We start from the raw sequence: 24,785 nt of genomic DNA on the forward strand, positions 1-24,785 counted from the left end.
AAACGGTGAATATACTAGTCGATTTTCTTGCCGACATTTATTGACGCAGACATACAATACACGTGCAGACTTTATCTTCCCTTGTTTTTAACCTTTGAAAAATAGTAAAGCAATTAGGAAAATAATCAATCCTATTAAGAAAATAGGACCAATACCTGTACTGTATACAAAATAAATTCTAATATGGAGAATCGCATGAATAATCAGAATGACCAGTAAGCAGAAAAGCAAAAAAATAGTTAACTGTACATTTTTATTTCGATTTCGATTCAAAGAATTGGCTCCCTTCTAGAAGCTCTACAGGGACACTTAATGGACTAACCTACTCTTGTTTTTTTATATAAATATTTTAAGGTTGCTTGAATTATTCCTTCCTCTAAAAAAACCGACCTCTGATTTATTGAACTATAACCCGAATAATGGACACTTTATAAAAAGTCCCTTATTCGGGTTTTTCTGTGTCCATTTCACAAAAACCCGTTTATAATCAAACTCAATGATGTGAGCGGAGGACATATAATGAGTAAAATTATTTTTAATGAAATTCAAATGAAACTACTAGAACAGAATCCAAATGTACAACACGTATCGGATCGTTCTATCGCATATAAGCCTGAATTTAAGGTAGAAGCAATTAAAGAAAATTCAAATGGTAAAGGACCTGCCCAAATTTTTATTGAACATGGATTTGACTTAGAAATGATTGGGTCTGATAAACCTAGTGAATGTTTAAAACGCTGGAGGAAAACATTTGAGCAGTTTGGGGAGGATGGTTTCTTCACAGAAAGGCGTGGAAAAGCAAGCACTGGTAGACCCTCTTCAAAGCCTCTTTCAGTTGAGGATAACTTAAAGAAAGCTGAAGCACGAATTAAATTCCTAGAAGCGGAGCTTGAATTCTTAAAAAAGCTAGACGAACTAGAAAGGCAGGCGAAGAAGAAGAAAAAGTAACCGTTTCAGAGAAGTATATGCTTATCGAACAAACTATTAGAAAGTTTGGGCTTATACATATGGTGAAATTCCTCTGTCAGAAGGCAGAGGTAAGCAGAAGTGGATATTATGCTTGGGTAAAGGCTGAAAGCATGCGGTCTGAGCGAGAAGAGAATGATTGGAATGATTATGAGTTAATCAAGGAAATATTTAATAAGAAAAAGGGTTTCGCTGGAGCACTTACTATCAAAATGATTTTAGAGAATGACTATTTTGTGGAAATGAATCACAAAAAAATCCGACGGATTATGAGGAAGTTTAATTTAGTGGCAAAGGTTCGCCAAATTAATCCTTACAAAAAAATGGCTAAAGCTACCCAAGAACATAAGACTCTCTCTAACCTATTAAATCGAGAATTTGACCAAGGTGAGCCTGGAAAAGTATTGCTAACGGATATTACTTATGTGTACTATGGAGCAGCGCAACCGGCTTATTTGTCTTGTGTAAAGGACTCCTCGACAAGGGAAATTGTTGCTTATCATTTGTCCAGAACATTAAAGATGGATCTTGTTTATTGTACATTGGATAAACTCTCTGTAGCACTTGGTGATCTAGTTCATCCGGAAGCTATGATTCACTCAGACCAAGGGTTCCATTACACGCATCCAGAATTTCAAAAAAGAGTGAAAAAGCTAAAGCTTACTCAGTCTATGTCCCGTAAGGGAAATTGTTGGGATAACGCCCCAATGGAATCATTCTTTGGTCATTTAAAGGATGAAGTAGACTATTCTTCATGTCAGAGCTTTGAGGAATTACAGGGATTGATAGGAACCTATATTGAGGAGTACAACACCAACAGATATCAATGGAGCCTAAATAAAATGACTCCGGCACAATACCGGAGTCACTTATTAGCAGCTTAAAATACTCGGTCTTTTTTTAGACTGTCCATTTTATGGGTCACAGTTCATATTCAGAAAGGTCGGTTTTTTTTAGAGGAATTTATTTTGTTTGAGAAATTTGGGTAACTATTTGGGTTAATGCCTCGTTGATTGGCGTAATTGGACGACCGAGAACCTTTTCAAAATCATTACTTTCAACTGCTAATGAACCATTTCGAATACTCTCTTGAATTCCAACTACAATCGGAATGACAAAATCCGGTAAACCTAGACCTTTCATGATTTCGGCATAAGTCTCGTCAGTGACTTGTTGAACAGGTATTTCTTTACCCAATACAACTCCAAGAGCAGATGCTAATTCTTCTTGAGTTAATAGAGGCGCAGAAAGTTCATAAACCTTATTTTCGTGACCGTTTCCGACAAGCACGGCTGCTGCTGCATCTGCATAATCTTGTTGTAGTGCCCAGCCTACTTTGCCTGTTCCAGCTGAAGTTACCCATGGAGCACCTGCCAACGCCCCTTGAATGCTCCCAATTTCGTTTTCCAAATACCAATTGTTACGCAAGAAAGTATATGGAATCCCTGTTTTAATGATTGCAGCTTCTGTCGCAACATGAGGCGGTGCCATTAAATTTGTGCTTTCTGTTGCATTAGCCAAACTTGTATAAGCGATAAATTTCACTCCAGCTCGTTCAGCTGCTGCGACTGCATCTGTATGCTGACGAATTCTTGTTTCATTGTCACCATCCGCAGAAATAATTAATAAACGATCAATCCCTGCAAAAGCAGTATCTAATGTTTCTGGAAGGTCAAAATCTCCTTTGCGAACTTCTACTCCACGAGCTCGTAATCCTTCTGCTTTCTCCGGATTACGTACACTGACAGCCAATTGATTCGCTGGTACAGTTTTTAATAAGGTATCCACTACTTTTGATCCCAATTTTCCTGTTGCACCTGTTACTAATATTTTCATTTGATATTCCTCCAATTGTTTTATTGTTAAAATTATTTTTATTATTGACTTTAACTTGTAATCGAATTGATTACCTGTAATCATTTTAATAACATGCTGATCTTTTGTCAACGTAAAAAACCATTTATATATTTTCTTCGTAATTTTGGTATAATACACTTGTAATCAAATTGATTACATTATAATAATATGGAGATATTAAAGTGTAGAGACAATAGAGAAGGTGAGTAAAGATGTCGGTTAGCAGCCGTTTTGCAGTTGGAATTCATATATTAACACTTCTTGAGGTTAATAAAGGTGGGGTAAACTCATCAGAGTATATTGCGGGAAGTGTCAATACAAATCCAGCCGTGATCAGAAAAATAATGGGCATGTTAAAAAAAGCAGGATTAGTAAATGTACGACCTGGTATTGCTGGGGCTGAACTGGCAAAGGATCTATCTACTATTACCTTGTTGGATGTTTATAAAGCAGTTAATGTTGTCCAGGAGAAAGAATTGTTTAGCATACATGAAAATCCCAATCCTAATTGTCCCGTTGGAAGAAATATTCAAAATACAATTGGTCCACTGTTTTCAATTGCCGAGACGGCATTGGAGAAAGCTCTCGGAAATGTAACCATTGAGGATGTAGTCAGGGATATTACTAAAAAAGAGAAAGTTAATAGAATGTAAAAATACAATAGAGAAAGCCGAGAATACCGTACTCCTCGGCTCTCAATTTGCATAAAACTGATTTTTAACTAAAGGTAATAGTTTTCAGATATAACCTAGATGAAAACCCTTAGTCGTAAGGTAGTATGACCGGCAAGATGCTCTTACTTTTTATAGCTGAGACCAAAGCCGAAGGTGTAGTCGTCACCCGCTGCATTTGTGTAGGTATAGTCAAACTTTTCGGCGTAGCCTGGAACATCAGACGCGTTCATTTCTACAGCCTCTTGATTGGCTGGGATCGTGATTGGCAGCTTACCTGTTGGGTTGAAGCGTCCGCGAAGGACATCAAGTAGTGCTTCAGCCTTGACGCTGTAAGTAGCCACGACTGATGCAGCGGCAGGCTCTACCTCATCGATAACCCATGGATTGGTCATGTTGATTACCAGGGTAGTTGGGACTTTTTCTTCGATTTGTTTAACTTTTGCAACGTCAATTCCGGTGTTCGTGCCTAATTTAATGTCTACAGTAGAGTTGTCAGGTAACTCGTATGGACTTGGACGCAGCCAAACAACAGCGGCAGTTGCTTCACCAAGTGTGTCAACGATCGTTACTGTTGGGTCTTCCTTCGCAATCATCTTCTTCATTGCCTCTGTACGACTGGCACTGTTGGAACCGCTAAACACTTCTACGTATAGCTTTGTATGTGCGATTTTTTCATCAGTCAGCGGCAGCATTCCCTGATTGTTGCGGAGAAGCGTAACGGACTTAAGATGCGCTTCGTCTGCTCTGGCCTGTGATTTTTCTGAGCTGGCAATGGCCTGAGCTTCTGCCGGGTCGGTATATGGATCCTCGAAAAGTCCAAGGTTGAATATTTCAGTAAGTAGCTGGGACACGGAAGGACCTAGGTCCTTCTCTTTAATTAAGCCTTTATTTACAGCAGAGATAAGGCCGCTTGGGTCGTTGTTGTCAGAGAAAATGTTTGTTCCTGCATCGATTGCCTTCGCAAACTTCTCTTCAATCGTTAGGTTATGCACGCCCCAGTCGCGGTTGGTCAGCACACCGCTATCGCTGTTGACGTATCCTTTAAAGCCCATCCGGTCACGGAGCAGGTCAGTGAGGAGGTTCTTGTTGTAAGCACCGGCTACCTCTTCGAACTGCTGTGTCTCCGATTGCCAAAGCTCACGTGGAAGCTGTGCAGCGCTGCCCTCATTTTTAGGGACATTGTAGTATGACATGACCGAGCTCACTCCAGCATCGATGGCAGCTTGGAACGGAGGCAGCTGGTATTTGTAAAGGCTGCCAGGCGTTGGATAGGTCGCAAACTGACCAGCCTCATTGTGCGGGTCGAGGCCACGGACGACAGCTCCGTCACCAGGGAAATGCTTAACGGTCTGGGCGACAGACTTGCTGCTGAGCTCCTCACCTTGGAAACCAAGGACGAGTTCTTTTGCAATTTTTGCGTTCAACGTTGGGTCTTCCCCAAAGGTACCGGAAATGCGGCGCCAGCGTGGTTCAGTCGCAGTTTCAATCTGGTATCCGTAATTCTTTTGGATGCCGGCAGCGCGCCACTCGTCGGCTGCAATCTCGGCGAAGTCGCGAATGAGGCTGAGGTCACGCGTTGCCGCAAGACCCAGGGTTCCAGGCCAGGTGGAGAATTGACCGGAGGCCTCGCTGATGCCGAACTCGTTCTGTTCATTTATGTTATTCCTCGGGTTAGAGGTGAAAACGATCGGAATACCCAGTGGTGAAGCCTCGGCAATCTCCTGATATTGGTTCGCTCGTTCAGCTAGTGCTGCAGCTGAAGGATTATCTCGGATGATAAGGTAGCGAATGTGGCGTTTATTGATGTAATCGTTGATAGCGGTAGTGCTAAGTGATGTGATTTGCATGATGCCTGCTTTCTCCTCCATGCTCATTCGCGGCAGGAGATCGGCTACACGCTTTTCGGTGGACAAGCGCCAGTCCTCGTAAGGATCAAGCTTGCCATTAGCATTGAGATCTTTGAATAGACGTTGACCAATCTTAATAGTGGGCTTAACATGTGCTTCAACCGATGGCGCCTTTTTCCCACCAGCATTTGAATGGTCCGGTGGTGAGGCAAATGCCCCGCCAGCAAGTGTGGCAGCAGCCACACTTGTGATAAGAGAAGACATAACTATTTTTCTTAACCGTTTCGATTTTTTTGCCAATTTTGCTACCCCCTTGAAATTTTGTTGAGAGTGAATCATAAAAGCGTTTGCATAAAAATATCTATATTTTCCCTCCTTTGCCCCCAAAAGCTTGACGTTCAATATTTGTAACCGGATACAAAATGGGACAATTAAATTATACGAAAATTAGGATAATTAACCGTTGTATTAATTTTAGGTTTTTTTGTGATATTTTTATTTTTTATCTCTATAGTTAAATTCCGGTGACACACCCCGCTTTTTCTTGTTTCACACACTTTGTTCCACATGACCACTTATTAATGGATTAGTAGGAGATTAAATTATTTAGTTTAAGATAGTCATCACTTCTTTTTATAAAGGTAAAATGAATGGGTTTTATTAAAATTAGCACCATCCAAGTGTTGGATGGTGCTAATTACGAGCTATGTGAAACGAGTTATAACGCCCTTCTGTGCTTATAAACACTGTAACGGGCTTTATGAACGGTTTATAACGACCTTCTATGACTATTTATCACTGTAACGGGCTTTATGAACGAGTTATAACGACCTTCTCCTCTTATTAATCACTGTAACGGGCTTTATGAAATGGTTTTCTTCCCAATGTTCACTTGCATCATTGCTAAAAAACCTAGTAAGCCATTTCTTTTCCTCTTCCGACAAGAACTGTTAATTCCCTCAATTTCCAATTAAGGGATTCGTAAAAACTGGTAAGTAATCCCCTATGAATTTATCTTCCTTTCTTCAGGGTACGCACCCACTAAATCCCCAATTTATATAGAGAATAAGGAATAAAAAGGAAATGGTAAGGAACAAGAAATTATTAATATTTCGTGATCATCAAAAAAAGTGTCAGGCACCATCCAATTATCTGGTTGGTGCCTGACACTCATTTATTCGTTACCTATTATTCATTTTAACAATTTATTCAGGAAGTCTAGTCTCTGTTTTGCATTCTCTTTAATAATGATATCTACACCCGTATCAACAACTTTTTCAACATTTTCTCCCTTTGTTACTTTCAATGCTGTTTCAACGCTTAAATATCCCATATCATAAGGATTTTGTGCTACTGTACTAGATATCGTTCCAACCTTGATTAACTTCAGCATATCAGGAATTCCGTCTGCTCCGATGACTGGTATCGTAACACCATGTTCCTCCAATACCTTAATTACAAGTAAAGCAGAAATGTCATTTGTAGCAAAGACTCCCTTAATATCCGGATGATCACGCAATATCTTTGTCATTTCTTTCTTTACTGTTTTGGGATCATCCGATATCCCTATTTTTTCAGCCGCCAAGATGATCCCCGCATCTTTTAAAGCCATTTTAGCGCCATTCATCCGTTCTCTAAATACTGAAATGGACAAATCGCCACCGATAATGGCCACTTTATTTCCAGGTTGAAGCTGCGAGGCTAGAAGTGAGCCTGCTTTTTTTCCTAAATCCACGTTATCGGTACCGATATAAGAAGTTTTATTTTCCAATGGAAAATCATTATCTACTAGTAATACAGGAGTTTTTTTGATATCAGTAAACTTTTCCAGTAAAGGAAGAACCGTTGAATCCGTCGGTGCGACAATTAATACATCTGGATTTTCTTGATAGGTCTTCTCTAATAATCTACGTTGTTCTTCAGCAGATTCATTACGTGGTGCGATAACCTTCCCATCGATGCCAAAATCTCTGAACCCTTTTTCAGCGCCTGCTTTAATGATTTTCCAATATTGTATGTCTAAACTTTTTAAAACAACGACCACTTTCGGTTTTTCATCTACAAATGAATTAGAAATAAAACTTATAATGATGACAGAAATAACCGCTCCTACAAAATAAACTAGTTTTCTATTTTTTAACAATACATCCTCCCCTCTCTCTTATTTTAAGAATAGTAACGATCAGTTATTAAGAATGGGATTTAATTGAAAGCAAATCGAGAAAATGGTCCCCTCATCCCCCGTTGTTATATCAATTTCAGCGTGGTGTCGTTTTGCTACACTGTAGCAAATAGCCAAACCTAATCCTGTTCCCGTTTCCTTCGTTGTAAAGAAAGGTGTTCCTAATTTTTGGAGAACGTCCGGGCTGATGCCATGACCCTGATCTTTTATTTCTAAAATGACGGCTTGGTTTTTTGTATATGTTTTTATCGTAAGTTTTCCATTCGACGACATGGCATCGAGTCCATTAAGGGCGATATTTAAGATTAGCTGACGGATTTCTTTTTGATCGAGATAAATATCCGGACACTTATTTAAATCAAGCTTAACTTGTTTATTTGACCGAAAAGCCTCCGCTTGAATTAGGGGAGATAATGCTTCTAGTATCGTATTTAAGTTTTGCTTTTTCTTCACACTGACCTTGTTTTTGGCTAAATTAAGAAATTCAGTAATAATCGCGTTCGCCCTACGTAATTCATCTAACATCAAATCAATAATCTCTGCTGATAAATTAGCACTGTTATTCCTTGATAATTGTAAAAACCCTTGAACAGTTGTCATCGGATTTCTAATTTCATGGGCAATTCCTGCTGCCATCTCACCGATTAAATTCAACCGATCTAATCGTGACATCTCCTTCTCCAGGTGAACGGTATCGGTAATATCTGTTAAAACAATTAGCGTACATGGTTCTGGATCGATATCAATCATTTCAGTCGATAATAATCCGTCTCGAATATCTCCGTTTTTCGTTTTATAGCTAATTTTCTTATTACGAATTTTCCGATCAAGATTAATAGGTTTCCCCGTTGATTCATCGACAAAATTCTTCAAATTTATTTTGTGTTTTTCCAACTCATCTTGGCTATAACCAGTAAATTTTATCCAACTAGTATTTACTTCAATAAAGGTTAAGTTCTTCTGCGAAAAAATCGCCATTAGGCAGGGACTAGATTCAAAAATTTTACGAAATCTTTCTTGGGAACGGTAGAGATGATTGGCGATTCTTTCTCGTTCCTCTATCTCTTCTTGTAGTTTCTCGTTAGCCCTTATCAGTTCTAGTGTGCGTTCTTCAACTATTTGTTCCATATTATTGAATTGGAGTTTTTTAATTTCTTCTATCTGCTTTCTTTCTGTAACGTCTCGAATCGAACAAACAAAAAGCTGTTGATTTTCAACTGTGGTTTCACCAATTAGAATGTCCGCATGAAAGTGACTTTCATCTTTCCGAATAGCGACCGATTCTATCACCTTTCCGACAGATTGCTTGATTGAGGAAAAGAATGAAAACGAAGAATCCTGGACGTCGTTACCCATCCATTTTAGAAAAAGCATTACCACATGTTTACCGATTAATTCCTCAGCCTTGTAACCAAACATGCTTTTTATAGCTGGATTCACTGATAGAATAGAACATTGATCGTCAAACGTAAGGATCGTGTCGACAATGGTTTCACCAATAACTTTGGATAATGCCTCTGTCCGCCGTAAATTTAACGTTGTTCTATCTAACTTTTTATTCACTTTATTCAGTTCAACCTTCCGTTCTCGATCGGATTGAATGATATTTTCATTGTGATTTTGATATATCTTAACAAATTGTTCGATTTTCTGCTTCAATGTTTTTGGATTAAAGGGTTTAAAAATATAATCAATGGCCCCTACTGCATACCCTTGATGCACATGTTCCATATCTTGACTTATGGCTGTGATAAAAATGATCGGGATGTGTCTTGTTTTTTCTCGAGCCTTTATAAGCTTCGCCGTTTCAAATCCATTTAGACCAGGCATCTGTACGTCCAGTAAAATTACAGCAAAATCTTGTTTTAACATACATTTTAACGCTTCTTTTCCTGAATTCGCACTTACTAAGTGATAATTGGGTGAAGTAAGTACAGCTCTCAATGCTAATAGATTTTCGGGATGATCATCCACCATTAAAATATTTACCTTTTTGGAATGGGGACTATTTAACTTTTCGATAGATTTTTTCTGATGCGTCAAATTCTCCGTAACAGTGTTCATAACTAGTAAATTTTATCCCCTCTCTTTTACCCAACCCAAGAAAACCTGAAGGGCTTAGGCTATTATATAATAACGTATGGACATGATTTTGAAGATCCTTATTAAAATAGATAAATACATTTCGGCATATAATGATATCAAACTCGTTAAATGATTGATCCGTTACTAAATCATGCTGGGCAAACACAACATTTTTTTGCAAAAAGGGATGGAAAAAAACCTTATCATCCACTGCCTTATAGTATTCTGAAAAGGCCCTCTTACCGCCTGCCTCTATATAGTTTTTGGTAAAGAGCTGCATCCGATCTAATGGAAAGGTACCTTGCTTTGCCTTTTCTAGAACACCTTTGTTTATATCGGTGGCAAACATTCTCGTTTTATCGTAAATCCCTTCTTCATGTAAGAGAATAGACATAGAATAGACCTCTTCCCCTGAAGAGCAGCCAACATGCCAAATTCGAATTTCAGGATAATCTCTTACTAAAGGGATGACCTTGGTTCGGAATGACTTAAAAAATGAAGGATCCCGGAACATCTCTGTCACATTAATCGAGAATTCAGAAAGCAATTCCCCCATGACTACTGAATCGCGTAGTACCTTTTCTTGTAGAGCCGAAATACTTGTAAGATTCTCCTTACAAACACGATGGCGAATTCTCCTTTGGATAAACGGAAAGGCGTAGTTTCGAAAATCATAACCATAATAACGAAATACGGCCTCTAGCAGTAATTCTATTTCAATTCTTTCTATCTCTTCTGACTGTAGAATATCAGGTGTCTTTATCAAATTTTCTAGCCCTCCTTACTATATAGCCATACTTGCATTAAGGAAAATAACTGGTCTAAGTTAATCGGCTTACTGATATAATCCGTTGCTCCAGCATCTAAACATTCTTCTCTACTGCGTTTCATTGCCTTGGCTGTAAGGGCGATGATTGGTACTGCTTGAAATTCTGTTATTTGGCGAATTTGTCGCATGGCTTCAAACCCATCCATCTCCGGCATCATAATGTCCATTAAAATTAAGTCTGTATCTGGGTTGTCCTTTAATACCTCAATCCCTTCACGGCCATTTTCTGCTATAATAATATTCATTTCATATTTTTCAAGCGCAATTGTTAAGGCATAGACATTCCGTATATCATCATCTACAATGAGTATTTTCTTGTTTTTCAAAGAAGAAATGCCGTATTGAATTTCTTGATCTTTTATATCATTAAGTGGATCATCCTCATAAAGACTTATGGCTACTTCTTCCAAAGCGGTATTTCCTACTGTTTTGTTGATCGTTTGAAAGTATGGCAAGTATAAAGTGAAGGTGCTTCCTTTCCCTTTCTTACTCGTTACCTCTATAAATCCACCTAATAACTGAGCCATTTCTCGACTAATGGAAAGTCCTAATCCAGTGCCGCCATATTGACGACTTGTCGTTCCATCTGCTTGTTTAAAGGCATCAAATATCGTTTCTTGTTTGTCTTTATCAATGCCAATTCCCGTATCGATAACGGAAAATTCAAGCATCGATTGCTCTCGAATTCCTCCTACAAACAGGTTGCCACTGACATCTTTTATAACCTTCCGAACCTTTAATGACACACTGCCACGTTCAGTAAACTTAAACGCATTTGAAAGGAGATTTTTTAAAATTTGCTGTAAACGCTGTTCATCTGTATTGAATGACCCTGATAAACTTTCTTCCATTTTGATAGTGAACTGTACATTTTTTTGAATCGAAATCGGAGTAAATTGTCGTTCGATAAAATCATGTATATCCTGTAGCTCTACCTCTGTAGGGTTTACATCTAATTTCCCTGACTCCACTTTGGCTATATCTAAAACATCGTTTATTAAATGAAGTAAATCATTACCTGATGAGTAAATCGTCTGAATATACTCTTCCTGGTCAGCGGTAAGATTTCCATCCCCGTTTTCAGCGAGTATTTGTGCTAAAATTAGTAAACTATTAAGTGGTGTTCTTAACTCATGGGACATATTCGCTAGAAACTCCGTTTTATATTGAGAGCTAAGCTCCAATTGTTGAGCTTTCTCTTCAAGCGCCTCCCTAACCTTTTCGATTTCCTTGTTCTTTTGTTCAGAGGCTATATACTGCTCTTCTAGTTTTTCATTCGTCGTTCTTAACTCCTCTTGTTGTAACTGCAGTTCTTCTGATTGAGCTTGAAGTTCTTCTGTCAAGGCTTGTGAATCTTGCAATAATCTTTCTGCTTTCATATGGCTGACAATACTGTTTATCTTAATACCAATATTATGAGTTACGGCTTCCAATAGTTTAACTTGAAGGGGACTAAAGGACTCAAATGATGCAATTTCAATGACAGCTTGTACATCATTTTCAAATTGAATCGGTAAAATAATAATATTTTTCGGTGAACCTACTCCAAGGCCTGATCTAATTTTTACGTAGTGATCAGGGACATTGGTTAGTAAGATTGAACGTTTTTCAAGTGCGCATTGTCCGATCAGACCATCTCCAAAACGAAAACGCATATAATCTTTATTATCATCTAAAGAGGCATAGGCAGAAATCTTTTTTAGATACTTCTCTCGCTCTTCCACTTCCTTAACATAAAAAACTCCATAACTAGCTCCTACCATTGGTACAAGTTTTGTAATTAACAATTCTGCTAACATCGAAACATTTTCAACCTCAGGATAAATGGTAGCAATCTCGGCAATTTTCCTATTCAGCCAACTTTGCTCTTCTGCTACTTCTTTTAATTGTTTCTCTAGCTTACTTTGTTCCTCTAGTGCATGTGCCATTTTATTAAAGGAAACTGCGATTTCACCCAACTCACCCTTAGTGGAAAGCTCAATTCGGGGCAATGAACTAAAATCACTAGTGGTAGCACTTTTCATAACAGCTGTTATTTTGTTCAGGTTATTGGTCATACCTCTAATAATCCAAAACGTGAAAGCAATTCCAATACATAAGGCAATGGCAAGATAAATGTAAATAATGGTAACAGCCATATTGTATGTATCTTTCGACCTTAAGAGCTCATTTTTCATCTTTTGTTCTTGCAATCCATAAAGAAGGTCGGCAATTTGATTCATTCTTTGTCTTAAAAGTTCAGCATCAGTCCAAAAGACAGCAGGAATTTCATACTCACTATTTAGTTTTTTTGCTGTCAAAGCTTGCTGACCCATATTTAGATATTGTTCATGCAATGTATTAAATTTTGCGATTAGTTCTTGAGATTTCTCTTCCTTATCCATTTCTTCTAGTGATTCAATCGCAGCTTGCAAATTGGTATGGGAATCTTCCCAAGAATTCGTCGCCATTAAATCGATTTCATCTCTACGTTCCGATAACACCGAATTTAACTCTAAACCTATTCTAGAAGTCTCATATTTAATATCGGAAGCCATTTTGATTCGCTCATTTAAATCATTAACAACAATATTCATATTTACTGTCGATTGTTCGAGCATGTTCATTAAAATGATTGCGATAATAAAAAACAATAGCAGTAATGAACCGATGCTCGTATAGAGCTTTGTTTTAAATTTCATAAGACCTCCATATTTCCTATCGTTTCTTAACAGGTTAATCTATTAAACTTAAATCATAGTTGTCACAAAAAATAGAATATTCAAAATGATAAAACTTCCCATTTATCAATTATCTTTCATATTTTTTTATTTTACTTTAAGTCAATATTATCGTCTACATAATATTTAATATTAATGAAGGAAAGTGGCTAATAAAAAGGATGCACATCCTTCCACCCATAATTAATAAAAAGTACATCAATAGCCTGTTAAAAATGTCCAATTTTAGAGGGTTTTGAAGAATTATAGTAAATGTGAAGGTTTCACTCTTTATTGTTTTATTATTTCAATATAACAAACTTACGAGTCACTAATACCTGACGATTAACCCCCTGCTTCCATACAATCACCTTCACTATAATACTACTACAGTTACCGTTTTTTTTCTTCACTGAGAATGGAGACAATCAAAAATTATAGGAAACATGATTTATTTCACATACAAATGAATCCAAATATTTTAGAATATTCTTTAAAAATAGAAATCAGGTGAGGGTATGACATTGTTAAAAGAATTTTCAGATTTAGAAATGTTTATAAATTCATTAAGTTCGCTAGGTGTGGACTGCTTCTTTGGCTGTGACGAACAAGAGTTAATGCTTTTGAAAGATACAAATCTCCGTTATGTACGGATGCAGCATGAGCAAGCTGCGGTTCATGCTGCAGATGGTTTCGCTCGTGCTACAGGCAAACCTGGAGTAGTCCTGCTAACCACTGCTTCAGGAATAACCAATAGCACTACTGGGATCGCAACTGCTTATAGTGACTCGGTGCCGTTAGTCATTATAGCAGGACAAATACAGGATGATCCGCTCCATACCAATCATGAAGCGTTTCTTGAATTAAACATTTCAGGACTTACAATGGCCATTACGAAGCACGCCTTAAAAATAAATAACATCGAAGGCATCCAAGAAGCTCTTAAAAATTGCCTTACGATGGCGACTAACGGGAGACCAGGACCTGTTTTGCTTGAACTCACAACAGATACAACGATGAATGTTACCCAGAACCACCGTTTAGGTCGACCACAGCTTAAAAGGAGGAATAGGATAGAAAATTCTATTAAAATGGCAAAGAGTTTAATGGAAACAGCAAGAAAGCCAGTGTTATTCATTGGGGGCGGGATCATCGCTTCAGGAGCTGCCGATTATTTAAGAGAGGTTGTAAAGCAAACTCGAATCCCTGTCGTAAGCTCCCTTATGGGGATTGGTTCTATGGAAGCAGGAAACCCGTTGTACCTGGGGATGCTCGGGATGCATGGGACGTTTGCCGCTAATAAAGCCGTCCATCATTGTGACCTTTTAATTAGTATTGGGGTTCGTTTCAGTGACCGAGTGACAGGAAGAATTAGTGGTTTTTCGCCTTCATCGAAAAAGATCCATGTGGATATAGATCCTGCTGAAATCAATAAAATCATCCCTATCGACTTGCCGATTGTCAGCGATGCAAAAGAGTTTCTATCTACATTGAAAAATCAATTAGATTATCAAAAAATTAATGAAAATACTGGAATTTGGTCAAATGAGGTGGTCGAATGGAAACGTACGGTCCCTCGTTTTGATCAATCCAACAGTGTGTTGAACCCTCAGATGGTAATTCGGCTGTTAAGTGACTCTTCCACTCAGGATACTGTTGTGGTAACGGACGTGGGTCAGCATCAAATATGGACTGCTCATCATTATGCTTTTACCAGGCCGCGGACACTGATTACATCCGGCGGATTGGGGACCATGGGCTACGGACTGCCTGCAGCAATTGGAGCAGCTGCTGCTTGTCCGGGAAGGTCTGTCATTTGTGTCTCAGGCGATGGCAGCTTTCAGATGAATCTTCAGGAATTGGTCACAGCTGTGAAGTATCAACTTCCGCTAAAAATCGCTATCTTGAATAATGGCTATCTTGGCATGGTGCGCCAATGGCAGGAACTGTTTTATCAGGGGCGGTATTCCCAAGTCAAAATGACTTCACCGAATTTCGTCCAATTGGCTCAGGCATACGGTGTAACCGGATTTAGGGCCCAGACCGAAGAAGAAGCTAAGCAGATTATTAGGGAAGCATTTCAGTGTACCGGGCCAGTTCTCATGGAGTTTAATATAATGGAGGAAGAAAACGTCTATCCGATGGTACCGCCAAACCATAACAACCATCAAACCATCCTATCTCGTTAAAAAAACGCCAAACCATTGTGGAATTCAAAGGTTTGGCGTTTTTTTTAGGAGGGAATCGTCCAGAAGTGTAAAAATGAGTGGATTTTTACATTTTATGAGCGAATTTTCGATTCCAAAAGGTGAGAATAGATTCTATCAGCGAATTATTAGCTTCTATCAGCGAATCTTTAAGTTCTATCAGCGAATTTGTATGTTCTTTCAGCGAATCCAGGAAGTTTAGGTCTATATAAATATACATTAGTTATGAATGAAAAGTACGGCTATACAACGTGTACTTGTCAATACGCTCCCGGTTCGGTTCATACCCTATACCGGGTTGTTTTGGAATTGTAATCATCCCGTCTTCCACTGTTACTTCGGGATCAATAATATCTTCCTTCCAATACCGGGCAGAAGCAGCTGTATCACCTGGGAGAGTAAAATTAGACAGGCTTGTTATTGCAATATTATGTGCCCTGCCAACTCCAGCCTCAAGCATGCCGCCACACCAGACGGGAATCCCATTCGCCTCACATAAATCATGGATTTTTTTAGATTCTGTTAACCCTCCGACACGCCCAATTTTAATATTAATAATTTTACAACTGCCAAGTTGAATGGCTTTTCGCACATCATCCACATTATGGATACTTTCATCCAGACAAATTGGTGTCTCGATTTGCGCTTGAAGCTGCGCATGATCAATGATATCATCAAAGCCCAATGGCTGCTCGATCATCATTAAATTGAACTGATCCATCGCCTTAAGCGTTTCGATATCCTCTAAAGTATAAGCGGTATTTGCATCCGCCATTAATGGAATATCTGGGTAGTGTTTTCGAATCTCTGCTAAAATGTTTAAATCCCATCCTGGTTGAATTTTCACTTTGATCCGTTTATATCCTTCTTGTAGATGCCCCTCAATCAAAGCTAATAATTCTTCGACCGTATCCTGGATCCCAATACTGACGCCGACCTCAATCTTTTCTAATGTTCCTCCAAGGGCACTCGATAGACTAACTCCTTGCTGTTTAGCATAAGCATCCCAAATGGCCCCTTCAAGGGCAGCCTTTGCCATATAATTCCCACGGACATGATGAAAGCGCTCGGAGACCTCATCTGGATGAGAAATTGGCTCTTTCAGAAGAAGTGGAATCAGAAAATCCTCCATCATATGCCAATTGGTTTTGACAGTTTCTTCTTTATATGTGGCATCAATCGCAGCAACGGATTCAGCCCATCCCGTAATGCCATCCTTCGTTCTGACTTCGACCAAAATAAAATCTTTATCATATTCGGTCCCTACAGCGGTCGTAAAGGGGTGTAATAGATCCATTTTCATATGTCTTAACACAATTCGTTGTAATTCCATACTATTTATACCTCACTCCGTTAAGTATATTTCTTGGTTAATACATAATGATGAAGGTAAGGCTGATCACTTTTCCGTAATGCCGTAACCGTCCACCCTTTGCTCAAATAATGGGTAAAAACCTTGCGCGTTTTCATTCTCCATTCTAATGCGGCTTTTAAATTATTCGCTTTAATCGTTTGGAATTGATTTGGAACCGGAACATAGAGGAGATTGGCCCAGGCATCCCTCTCGCTATCTAGAAAAATATCCTTCGGTACCGGCAACCCCTCGGCATCCTCTTCCACTTGAATCAAGAGGGGGACTTCATGGTTATCAACGAAATCTTCCATCCGCTTAGACGTTTCCTCAGCTATGTTCCATTCCACTAAAAAGCGATCAGATGGCAACCCTGCATTAAGAATATCAGGCATTTCACCATAACAATTCTCAATATACTGCGTACACGCTCCGCCTAGTTTGCTTAAATTAAGATATCCATTGACCGTTTCCAGTGGGTCATATGTCCACGTGATGAGTTGATAGCCCATCTTTCGTGCTTCTTCACGCTGCTTTAATTTTAATTTTTCACCGATTCCCATTTTTCGAAAATCTGGATGAATCCCCATACTATGCGAACATAGATAGACTTTTGTCCCATCAAATCCTGGAAAGCTATACTGAAAGCCAATTAATCGAGTTCCAGAAAAAGCGCCTATCACCATCCCGCCATTTTTAACAACGGCAATGCTATGGTTAACGGGTACTGGATCCTCATCAGCCCAAACAAGACTTTCTAAATCTCTCACAGCAGTCAATTCTTCTGCCGTATGTAACATGCGTATCGTAATCAGTTTTTGTAAGTCCATATTTAGTAACTATCCTCCTGACACTTGATTAGATGACATTTTTAAGAAAGCTTTTTAAACCACCGCAGGTTGCCATATCGGGACTAGACATGCTACACACAAACCAACCATATACTTTTTCATAATATCCACCATTAATGGTTATTTTCATTATTTTTTGAAGCGGCATTATAAAGTAGACTTGTTAATATTTTCGTTCCATATAGTAGTGCCTTCTGATTAAATTGCATGTCTGGGTGGTGAAGTCCAGGACGCAAGTCACAGCCTAATCCAATCATGGTCGCTTTTACTTCCGGTTTTTGCAGGGTATAGAAGTGAAAATCTTCTCCTCCTTGTGAAATACAATTGTCTACTACATTTTCTTCTCCCAAGACAGAGGCAGCGGCCATCTTTGCTAGTTTTATAGCTTCCGTATTTAAACTTGCAGCAGGAACAAATTCTTTCACGGTTCCGGTTATACTTGTCCCAGTCAAAGTACCGACCTTCTCTAGCAAATCCACTGCTCTAGACTGCAGTTCATCCATTGCTCCATTTGTACTTGCACGTAAGTCCAAAATAAAATTTGCGGTTTCCGGTATGACATTGGAGGAATCTCCTCCAGCAAGTAAGCCTGTCATTTTAATTGAAAAGGAGTCCGGGCTTTTTAAACGAATGTTTTGCAAGGCCTGAATTAGGTACGAAGCGGCTTCGATTGGATTATTTCCATCCTGAGGCCGCGATGCATGTGCTTGCTTGCCCTTGATGACCCCGTAAATGGTTGCACAGGAACTATGAACAATGGCAGGAGCCACTTTCCCCATTGGAACTTCCATCCATGGACGAAGATGAACACCAAATAAGTATTGAACACCTTCCAAAGCACCTTCTTGCATCATTCGCAGCGCCCCCTCCCCCTTCTCCTCTGCTGGTTGAAAAATAAACCGGATCGGCTTAGTGTGAAAAGATTTATTAGCAGCTATGGCTAAGGCAGTATGTAATACCATGGTGCTGTGGGCATCGTGCCCGCAGGAATGATTGGGTTGAACCTTCCCTTTCACTTCTTGTAATAGGGCATCCATATCGGCACGTAAGGCAACGATCTCGTTGCCTTCTCCTGGAATATCGGCAACAATACCAAAATGCCCTTCGTATGTTTTAAATGAGATCCCTGCTTTCGCTAATTCTTCCTGAATATATTGTGAAGTTTTCTGTTCCTGCCAGCTTGGCTCCGCCAATTGGTGCAGATCAGTATAAGTCTTTAGAATCGCTTGTTCCTGCTCGTTCATAAAATTGATAAGCTGGCTCATAGTGGAACTCCTTTCCTAATTTGTTCATTCCACAAACACACCATAGTTTGAGTAAAGTTCTTCTAATTTCTGCTGTCGAACTTGGATTTCATCCGAATTTTTCACCTTCATCCCAGCAATGATAAAATCCAACAAAATGATCGCAGGTGTAATGGAATGGGCGGCCGATTCGGAATCTTCTTCTGTTGTCAGCGTATAATCGGCGATTCGACCAATCGGAGACAATAAACGATCGGTAACGCAAATGATTGGAACCCCTTGTTTTTTGGCACATTCTGCAATATGCAGGGTTTCCTTCGAATAACGAGGAAACGAGATAATAAATAGAACAGAGCGATCACTTAAATCGGCTAACCGCTCATAGATTTCTCCTGTTGACGGACAAAGTGTGACTCGATCTCGCAGTGTATGGAGCTGAAAAGAAAACCAGTGAGCTGGTGCATAGGATGCACCCATTCCCAAAATGAAGATCCGATCTGCTTTGATTAAAACATCAACGACCTTCCAAAGTTCGGTTTCATTGAGCTGGTGATTGGTTTGTCGCTGGGAAAGAATTTCCTTTTCCATGATTTCCGTAAAAAGAGAAGTGTGCTCTTCCTCTTTATTTTCGATTTTGGAATCTGTACTGAATGGATTCAAACTTTTGTTTACAATCTGCTGTTGGATGTAGTGCAGCATTTCGCTAAAACCATTGAATCCCAAAGCATATGAGAGTCGGATGACGGTGGTTTCACTAACATCTACCTTTCGTCCAATCATAGTTGCCGTGTCAAAAGCTGATTCATCCAGTTTTTCGATTAAATGTTTAGCCACTTTTTTTTGCCCAGGAGACAAAGTACCATATTTTTCCTTAATAATTGTTTCAAAGTTTTTCATATGTCCTCCAATTCATGCAGGAAATGCTTCATATTTTATAAATGTTGCAGTAACTTCTTTATTGTTTTTTATTATAACCTATTTGTTGAATATTTAGAAATCTTTTTTTATAAAAAATTTCTAGTTTCTTTAAAATCCACTTATAAACAAAAAAGTGTCAGGCACCATCCAGTAAATGGGTGGTGCCTGACACCTAGCTTTTATGATGCATCCTTTATTGGAAAAAACAAAAAAGCCGCCAAAGCAGCTAGATCTTCAACTATTATTTCCCTTTAATTTAATAATTGGTACCTATGTACACAATTTTTAAGAAATCAAATTCGTAAACCTACGATTATCACTTTCCTACTTCATACTTCAAATTAAATGAAAATATAGTACTCCGCCCCGATTATCATTAAATTCTAAGATTATTTTAGTTGAAGAATGCTTATTTATCTTATTGTTTTTGTACTTGAATCCAAACTATTTGTTTCAATATATTGGTACTCAGTTTCTAGTTCACCCAAAGTCCATTCATACAAATGTTTATTATTTTTTTTAAATATTCCCGATCTAATTAGTTCATTTATTAAAAATTGCCTTTTTTGGTGGACAGCTTTTCGTTGGTTATTTTTCATTAAGAAGGGTTCCACTCCTTTCATAAAGGCAATTATAAATGAGATTTTTTAAGAATTTGTCGATTGAACGGGTATTTAATGACTTTTAAAGGAATTGTTAACCTTCTTTAACAAAAGAAAATGTCTTTCTAAAAATTTAATCTAAAAGTTAATTTTGAAAATAATTCTTAATAAAACTTAATATTATCGTAAACCTGAAAAGTTTTTATGTATGATACATTGAATTTAACTTTAAAAACAAAAAGTACATAGAAATGTAAAAAAAATTAGAAACAAGAATGAGTGGATCACATGTTAAATGTAAAAGAGGTTACTGAACTGCTAAGGGATGAAGGGATAACAGCTAGTGAACAAATCGTCATACGTTGGATCCTCGAAGGGAAAATAAAAGCGAAAAGGACCAAACATTTTAATATTGACTTCTTGATCCAACCAAAAGATCTAGTAGCATTCATATTAGAAAAGAAAATTGAGGACAAGATTAAACAATTTGGTATGGATTATCTGCACTGGGAAAAGACGTTACAAGAGAACCAGAAATTAAAAGAGGAAATCGAAGAGGTAAAAACTACTATTCGGATCGAACAAGCAAAAGTTAGTGGCTTAAAAAAAATGTTAAAAGCAGAATATGCTCTTTCCGATCATCCCCCACTTACCTTTAATTCATTATTTGGTTTAGATGCGGAGGCTGACAAAGCAATGTTGAAGAAAGAGTTTAAGAAACTACTTAAAGCCCTTCATCCCGATCGAGCTGGTGACGAAAGACTTTTTAAAGTGTTTTTTGAACATTACAAAAAGACCATTTAAATTTAATATTTTTCTACAAACAGGAGAAGTACCCTTTGATTTACCGTCTTAATTTGTCCGATTAAGAAGTAATTTAACTATTCATTATAAAATATGGAGATTAATGTAGATAAGTTTTAAAACGTGATAGCAGGAAAAAATCATCTCGTTACAAAAATAGTTAAGAAGACGTAACAGATGTCTAATGAATAAGTTGAAAGGTGGTCATTTTCCTTGAGTATGGATTTATCCCTACAACAAATCGTCGAAGGTCTACCGAAGTCCTTATTAAATGCATCTGATAGAGATTTGGAAGGATTCCAAAAAATTATCGAAGAAACAATAAAATTAAGAGAAGGTCATAGAAACTTGCAAAAAATGGTTAAAAACTTCTCAACCACTACGATTCAGCGAGCTTAAAATTTAATTAGAAAAAATATTAGGAAGGTGAAATTCACCTTCCTTCCTTTTTGCTGTTAGGGAATGGATGTTGTTTTTTTCCTAGGAATTACGTTTTAAGGATATCGGATGTCTATAAAAAACGAAAACAGCTTTTCTTTTTTAACAACTAATTGTATTATTCAAGAGTTTTAGCATATCCGCAAAATCAAAAGGTGCTTCTTTCCTCACGGAGTCTGCAAATTGGGACACAAGCTTCAATGTTTCAATGCTCTGTACAGGATAATTTCCTGCAGCACTTTCAGCAGACAACATCACAGCGTTTGTCCCATCCATTACGGATTGGAATATATCTGTGACTTCCGCTCTTGTTGGCAGAGGATTCTCTACCATTGATTGCAGCATTTGGGTTGCTGTTATGACATACGTATCCAGCCGGTTGCATTCGCTAATCATCGCTTTTTGTAACAATGGAATCCATTGATAGGGCAGCTCTACACCAAGGTCGCCCCGGGCAATCATTACGGCATCAGTTTCCGAACAAATTTTCTGGAAATTTTGAATGGCCTCAACCGTTTCAATTTTGGCCACCAGCTTAGGCGTATGTCCCTCCACACTTTCCATAAAGCTGCGAACTTCTTTAATATGCGCTGCCCTGCGGACAAATGAGCAAGCTATGAAATCCACTTCTTCTTGTAAAAGGAATTGAATATCTTGTTTATCTTTTTCAGTAAGGGCTGGTAAACTGGTAACAACACCTGGAAGATTTACTCCTTTATGGGAAGATATTTCCCCTCCTGATTTAACTGTGGTAACAACTTTAGTTTGCTCTACCTTCGTAACTTCCAACTCCACGGCGCCATCATTAATTAAAATTCGATTTCCTAATTTTACATCTTTAATTAAACCTTCATAATCGACACTTGCTTGTTTATCGTTACCTACTACTTGATCGATGTGAAGGGAAAAGGACTGTCCTGTGTTAAGAGTGATTTTTTCACCTTCCACTTCGCCCAGTCGTATTTTTGGACCTTGGAGATCACCCAATACTTTAATTGGATGTCCTTTCTCTCTGCTAAGTGTTTTTAATAATCGAATGACATTCCTGTGGCTGTCGTGAGTCCCATGAGAAAAATTCAATCGTGCAATCGTCATCCCATGATTAATCAACTCAGTGAGAACTTTTTTATCATTACTTGCCGGTCCAATGGTACATATACGATCAACAGACATGGTATCACCTCAATTTTATGGTCGGAATTATTGTGCCCAAAGTAGCTTTTATTAGGAATGAATAAAAGAAGTAGGATAAATCCTAAAAGTTTTATGTTTCCAACAGAGCGTATATCTTCAATTGTTAGCTCCATTCCAACATAAATTATGATGAAGAACTTTCTTTTAAATGGCTTACATTGGCACTATGTTATCTGGTATGTAAAAGAGTTGCGTGATTAACACTAAGGTTGTCCTCCTCTGGACTAACATAAATTTTCAAAAGAATGTTTGTAAGGAAACTTAAAGGAGGTATAGAGCAATGCCAAAAGTAGAGGTTTCATGTGCTATCTCAAACTGTACGTTCTATGGCTCAGGTAATGTATGTACCGCTGAAAAAATTATGGTTGAAATGGATAGTCATGCAAGATATGATACAGAAATGTCTGCTGAGTTAGGTGAAAAGAACCATACTGATGAAGTGAGCCGTTCAGCCGAAACCTGTTGTAAAACATTTAAGTCTAAAAAAAGAAAATAATATTCATTTAAATAGAAATTCCTCTTGTGGGCAGCAAAGGAGATAAGGTCAATAACCTTCACTCCTTTTCTGTCCTTTAAATATTTAAAACTGCTTATCGTGTAATGATCTTCAATTTTTTATCAAATAAAGCATTTGGATTTTTAAGTAAAAAAATCCGGCCCCATTTATGAGCCGGATTTCTTACGTCTGCTTTAATTCTAACCTTCGTGCAACTAGTGACAAAGCATAATTAACAATAAAGTACATCAACGCAACAATGACAAAAACAGGTATCACATACGATCCCTTTTGCGCATAAACAATTTGTCCGTTGTGCAATAAATCCGGTAAGGCGATGACGACAGCTAACGATGTATCTTTAAGCAGAGAAATAAATTGACTCACAATCGGAGGAACCATTCTTCTCAGCGCTTGGGGCATGATGATATAGCGTAATGTCTGGATGTAGGTCAGGCCAGACGCACGTCCTGCTTCCACCTGTCCTTTTTCGATGGAGTTTAAACCGCTTCGGATAATTTCCGATATCATCGCCGATTCAAAAACCGTCAATGCTGCAATAGCCGCTGAAGTTATTTCCATTTCAATTCCGATTTCGGGCAATGCAAAATAAGTGAAGAAAATGATCAGCAGCAAAGGAAGGTTTCGAATCGTCTCAACAATCAAGGCCAGTAATTTAGAAACAACGGGAATCCTCGCATATCTGAGCGTTCCTGTGAGACCGCCAATAATGAAGCTAAGCACAATTGAAATGGCAGCGACCTTAAGAGTGACCCCAAACCCTTCCAGTAAAAATTTAATATTGTCCAGTGTATACACTTCAATGAACGGTGCTAGAAAATCCATCTACACAGCTCCTTAATTACTTCTAGCCATGCGTTTTTCTAAAAATCCTACGCCAAGACTTAAAGGTATTGTTAAAATTAAATAAAATAAGGCCACAAAAATATAGGTATCAAAAGTTATGTATGTCTTTGCCGAAATTAAATCCCCCTGATACATTAAATCCCCACCTGCGACTACGGCTAACAATGATGAATTTTTAACTAAATTGATAAATTGGTTGCCAAGAGGAGGGATGACGATCTTAATAGCCTGAGGGAGTATAACCATTCTCATTGCCTGGCCGTAACTCAATCCTGTCGAGCGGGCAGCTTCCATTTGCCCTTTTGGAACAGACATAATTCCGGCACGGATTGCTTCAGCAATGAAAGCGGCTGTATAGATGGTCAATCCGATGGTTCCTGCAGTCATCCCGCCAAAATTTCCAGCTAAGTAAGTGAAAAACACGATAACTAGTACAGGTATATTACGGATAAATTCAACATATGCCGAACCGAGAAAGTTAAGAGGTTTAAATGGGGCAATTCGCATGATTGCAATAAGTGTTCCCAAAATAAAACTGCATATTAATGCTATTAAACTGGCAATAATCGTTATTTTTAATCCTTCCAAAAATGAATCGATATTATTTGTTAGTATCGAGAAATCCAGCAAACGATCTCCTCCTAATTCATCGGAATGAGCAGGTCCGCAAACTT

20 protein-coding genes are annotated in these 24,785 nt (G+C 38.3%); 6 read left to right on the top strand and 14 right to left on the bottom strand.

Annotated elements, in window-relative coordinates; translation table 11 throughout:
* The first annotated feature begins 519 nt into the window (after positions 1–519).
* Positions 520–1,850, top strand: a protein-coding gene (locus CCK98_RS20510) for an IS3 family transposase (protein WP_088086960.1) whose coding sequence is annotated in 2 segments (ribosomal slippage) — positions 520–892 and positions 892–1,850 — 1,332 coding nt in all. Because the reading frame shifts where the segments join, the coding sequence is not laid out codon by codon here.
* A 79-nt stretch (positions 1,851–1,929) separates the two neighbouring features.
* Here CCK98_RS20510 and CCK98_RS20515 read toward each other — a convergent pair.
* Positions 1,930–2,802, bottom strand: a complete 873-nt coding sequence (locus CCK98_RS20515; protein ID WP_088088278.1) for an SDR family oxidoreductase — start codon at positions 2,800–2,802, stop codon at positions 1,930–1,932.
* Positions 2,803–3,035: 233 nt separating this feature from the next.
* Here CCK98_RS20515 and CCK98_RS20520 point away from each other — a divergent pair, with 233 nt between their 5' ends.
* Positions 3,036–3,476, top strand: a complete 441-nt coding sequence (locus tag CCK98_RS20520; RefSeq protein WP_088088279.1) for an Rrf2 family transcriptional regulator — start codon at positions 3,036–3,038, stop codon at positions 3,474–3,476.
* Between the two features lie 143 nt (positions 3,477–3,619).
* On the opposite strand, the gene CCK98_RS20525 is transcribed toward CCK98_RS20520, so the two are convergent.
* The 5 genes from CCK98_RS20525 to CCK98_RS20545 all read right to left on the bottom strand — a co-directional run bounded on the left by CCK98_RS20525 (position 3,620) and on the right by CCK98_RS20545 (position 13,121).
* Complete coding sequence (locus CCK98_RS20525; RefSeq protein ID WP_179195879.1) at positions 3,620–5,644, bottom strand: glycoside hydrolase family 3 protein; 2,025 nt, start codon at positions 5,642–5,644, stop codon at positions 3,620–3,622.
* Between the two features lie 892 nt (positions 5,645–6,536).
* Entirely contained in the window at positions 6,537–7,487 is a 951-nt protein-coding gene (locus CCK98_RS20530) for a sugar ABC transporter substrate-binding protein (protein ID WP_088088281.1), read from the bottom strand.
* Between the two features lie 39 nt (positions 7,488–7,526).
* On the bottom strand, positions 7,527–9,590 hold the full coding sequence (locus CCK98_RS20535; protein ID WP_179195880.1) for a PAS domain S-box protein: 2,064 nt from the start codon (positions 9,588–9,590) through the stop codon (positions 7,527–7,529).
* Positions 9,532–10,377 (bottom strand): protein-glutamate O-methyltransferase CheR, encoded by an 846-nt coding sequence (locus CCK98_RS20540; protein ID WP_256942423.1) that lies wholly within the window; start codon positions 10,375–10,377, stop codon positions 9,532–9,534. Before CCK98_RS20540 ends, CCK98_RS20535 begins: the two co-directional genes overlap by 59 nt.
* A 5-nt stretch (positions 10,378–10,382) precedes the next feature.
* Positions 10,383–13,121: an ATP-binding protein gene (locus tag CCK98_RS20545; protein WP_088088282.1), complete on the bottom strand. Its 2,739-nt coding sequence runs from the start codon at positions 13,119–13,121 to the stop codon at positions 10,383–10,385.
* A 536-nt stretch (positions 13,122–13,657) separates the two neighbouring features.
* On the opposite strand from CCK98_RS20545, the gene ilvB reads away from it, so the two are divergent.
* A complete protein-coding gene (gene ilvB / locus CCK98_RS20550; RefSeq protein WP_088088283.1) occupies positions 13,658–15,328 on the top strand; it encodes a biosynthetic-type acetolactate synthase large subunit in 1,671 nt (556 codons plus the stop codon).
* Between the two features lie 241 nt (positions 15,329–15,569).
* On the opposite strand, the gene menC is transcribed toward ilvB, so the two are convergent.
* The 5 genes from menC to CCK98_RS20575 form a co-directional block, all read right to left on the bottom strand.
* Positions 15,570–16,679, bottom strand: a complete 1,110-nt coding sequence (gene menC, locus CCK98_RS20555) for an o-succinylbenzoate synthase (protein WP_088088284.1) — start codon at positions 16,677–16,679, stop codon at positions 15,570–15,572.
* Positions 16,680–16,699: 20 nt separating this feature from the next.
* On the bottom strand, positions 16,700–17,527 hold the full coding sequence (locus tag CCK98_RS20560) for a GNAT family N-acetyltransferase (RefSeq protein ID WP_088088285.1): 828 nt from the start codon (positions 17,525–17,527) through the stop codon (positions 16,700–16,702).
* A 134-nt stretch (positions 17,528–17,661) separates the two neighbouring features.
* Complete coding sequence (locus tag CCK98_RS20565) at positions 17,662–18,813, bottom strand: amidohydrolase (RefSeq protein ID WP_088088286.1); 1,152 nt, start codon at positions 18,811–18,813, stop codon at positions 17,662–17,664.
* 24 nt (positions 18,814–18,837) lie between these two features.
* Positions 18,838–19,689: a MurR/RpiR family transcriptional regulator gene (locus CCK98_RS20570; RefSeq protein ID WP_088088287.1), complete on the bottom strand. Its 852-nt coding sequence runs from the start codon at positions 19,687–19,689 to the stop codon at positions 18,838–18,840.
* A gap of 434 nt (positions 19,690–20,123) precedes the next feature.
* Entirely contained in the window at positions 20,124–20,333 is a 210-nt protein-coding gene (locus tag CCK98_RS20575) for a Fur-regulated basic protein FbpA (protein WP_306298957.1), read from the bottom strand.
* A 267-nt stretch (positions 20,334–20,600) separates the two neighbouring features.
* On the opposite strand from CCK98_RS20575, the gene CCK98_RS20580 reads away from it, so the two are divergent.
* Both CCK98_RS20580 and CCK98_RS20585 read left to right on the top strand, forming a co-directional pair.
* Entirely contained in the window at positions 20,601–21,116 is a 516-nt protein-coding gene (locus CCK98_RS20580; protein ID WP_088088289.1) for a J domain-containing protein, read from the top strand.
* Between the two features lie 213 nt (positions 21,117–21,329).
* Entirely contained in the window at positions 21,330–21,515 is a 186-nt protein-coding gene (locus CCK98_RS20585) for a hypothetical protein (RefSeq protein ID WP_088088290.1), read from the top strand.
* Positions 21,516–21,656: 141 nt separating this feature from the next.
* On the opposite strand, the gene CCK98_RS20590 is transcribed toward CCK98_RS20585, so the two are convergent.
* Positions 21,657–22,727, bottom strand: a complete 1,071-nt coding sequence (locus tag CCK98_RS20590) for a pyruvate kinase (RefSeq protein ID WP_088088291.1) — start codon at positions 22,725–22,727, stop codon at positions 21,657–21,659.
* Positions 22,728–23,028: 301 nt separating this feature from the next.
* Here CCK98_RS20590 and CCK98_RS20595 point away from each other — a divergent pair, with 301 nt between their 5' ends.
* Positions 23,029–23,244 carry a DUF1540 domain-containing protein gene (locus tag CCK98_RS20595; protein ID WP_088088292.1) on the top strand — a complete coding sequence of 72 codons (216 nt, stop codon included), beginning with the start codon at positions 23,029–23,031 and terminating at the stop codon, positions 23,242–23,244.
* Between the two features lie 183 nt (positions 23,245–23,427).
* Here the strand turns inward: CCK98_RS20595 and CCK98_RS20600 are convergent, their stop codons facing one another.
* Both CCK98_RS20600 and CCK98_RS20605 read right to left on the bottom strand, forming a co-directional pair.
* Positions 23,428–24,090, bottom strand: coding sequence for an amino acid ABC transporter permease (locus tag CCK98_RS20600; RefSeq protein ID WP_088088293.1), 663 nt, complete (start codon positions 24,088–24,090; stop codon positions 23,428–23,430).
* Between the two features lie 12 nt (positions 24,091–24,102).
* A complete protein-coding gene (locus CCK98_RS20605) occupies positions 24,103–24,741 on the bottom strand; it encodes an amino acid ABC transporter permease (RefSeq protein ID WP_088088294.1) in 639 nt (212 codons plus the stop codon).
* Positions 24,742–24,785 lie beyond the last annotated feature (44 nt).

Source organism: Bacillus sp. OV166 (assembly GCF_900177675.1).
In the GTDB taxonomy this organism is placed as follows: Bacteria; Bacillota; Bacilli; order Bacillales; family Cytobacillaceae; genus Neobacillus.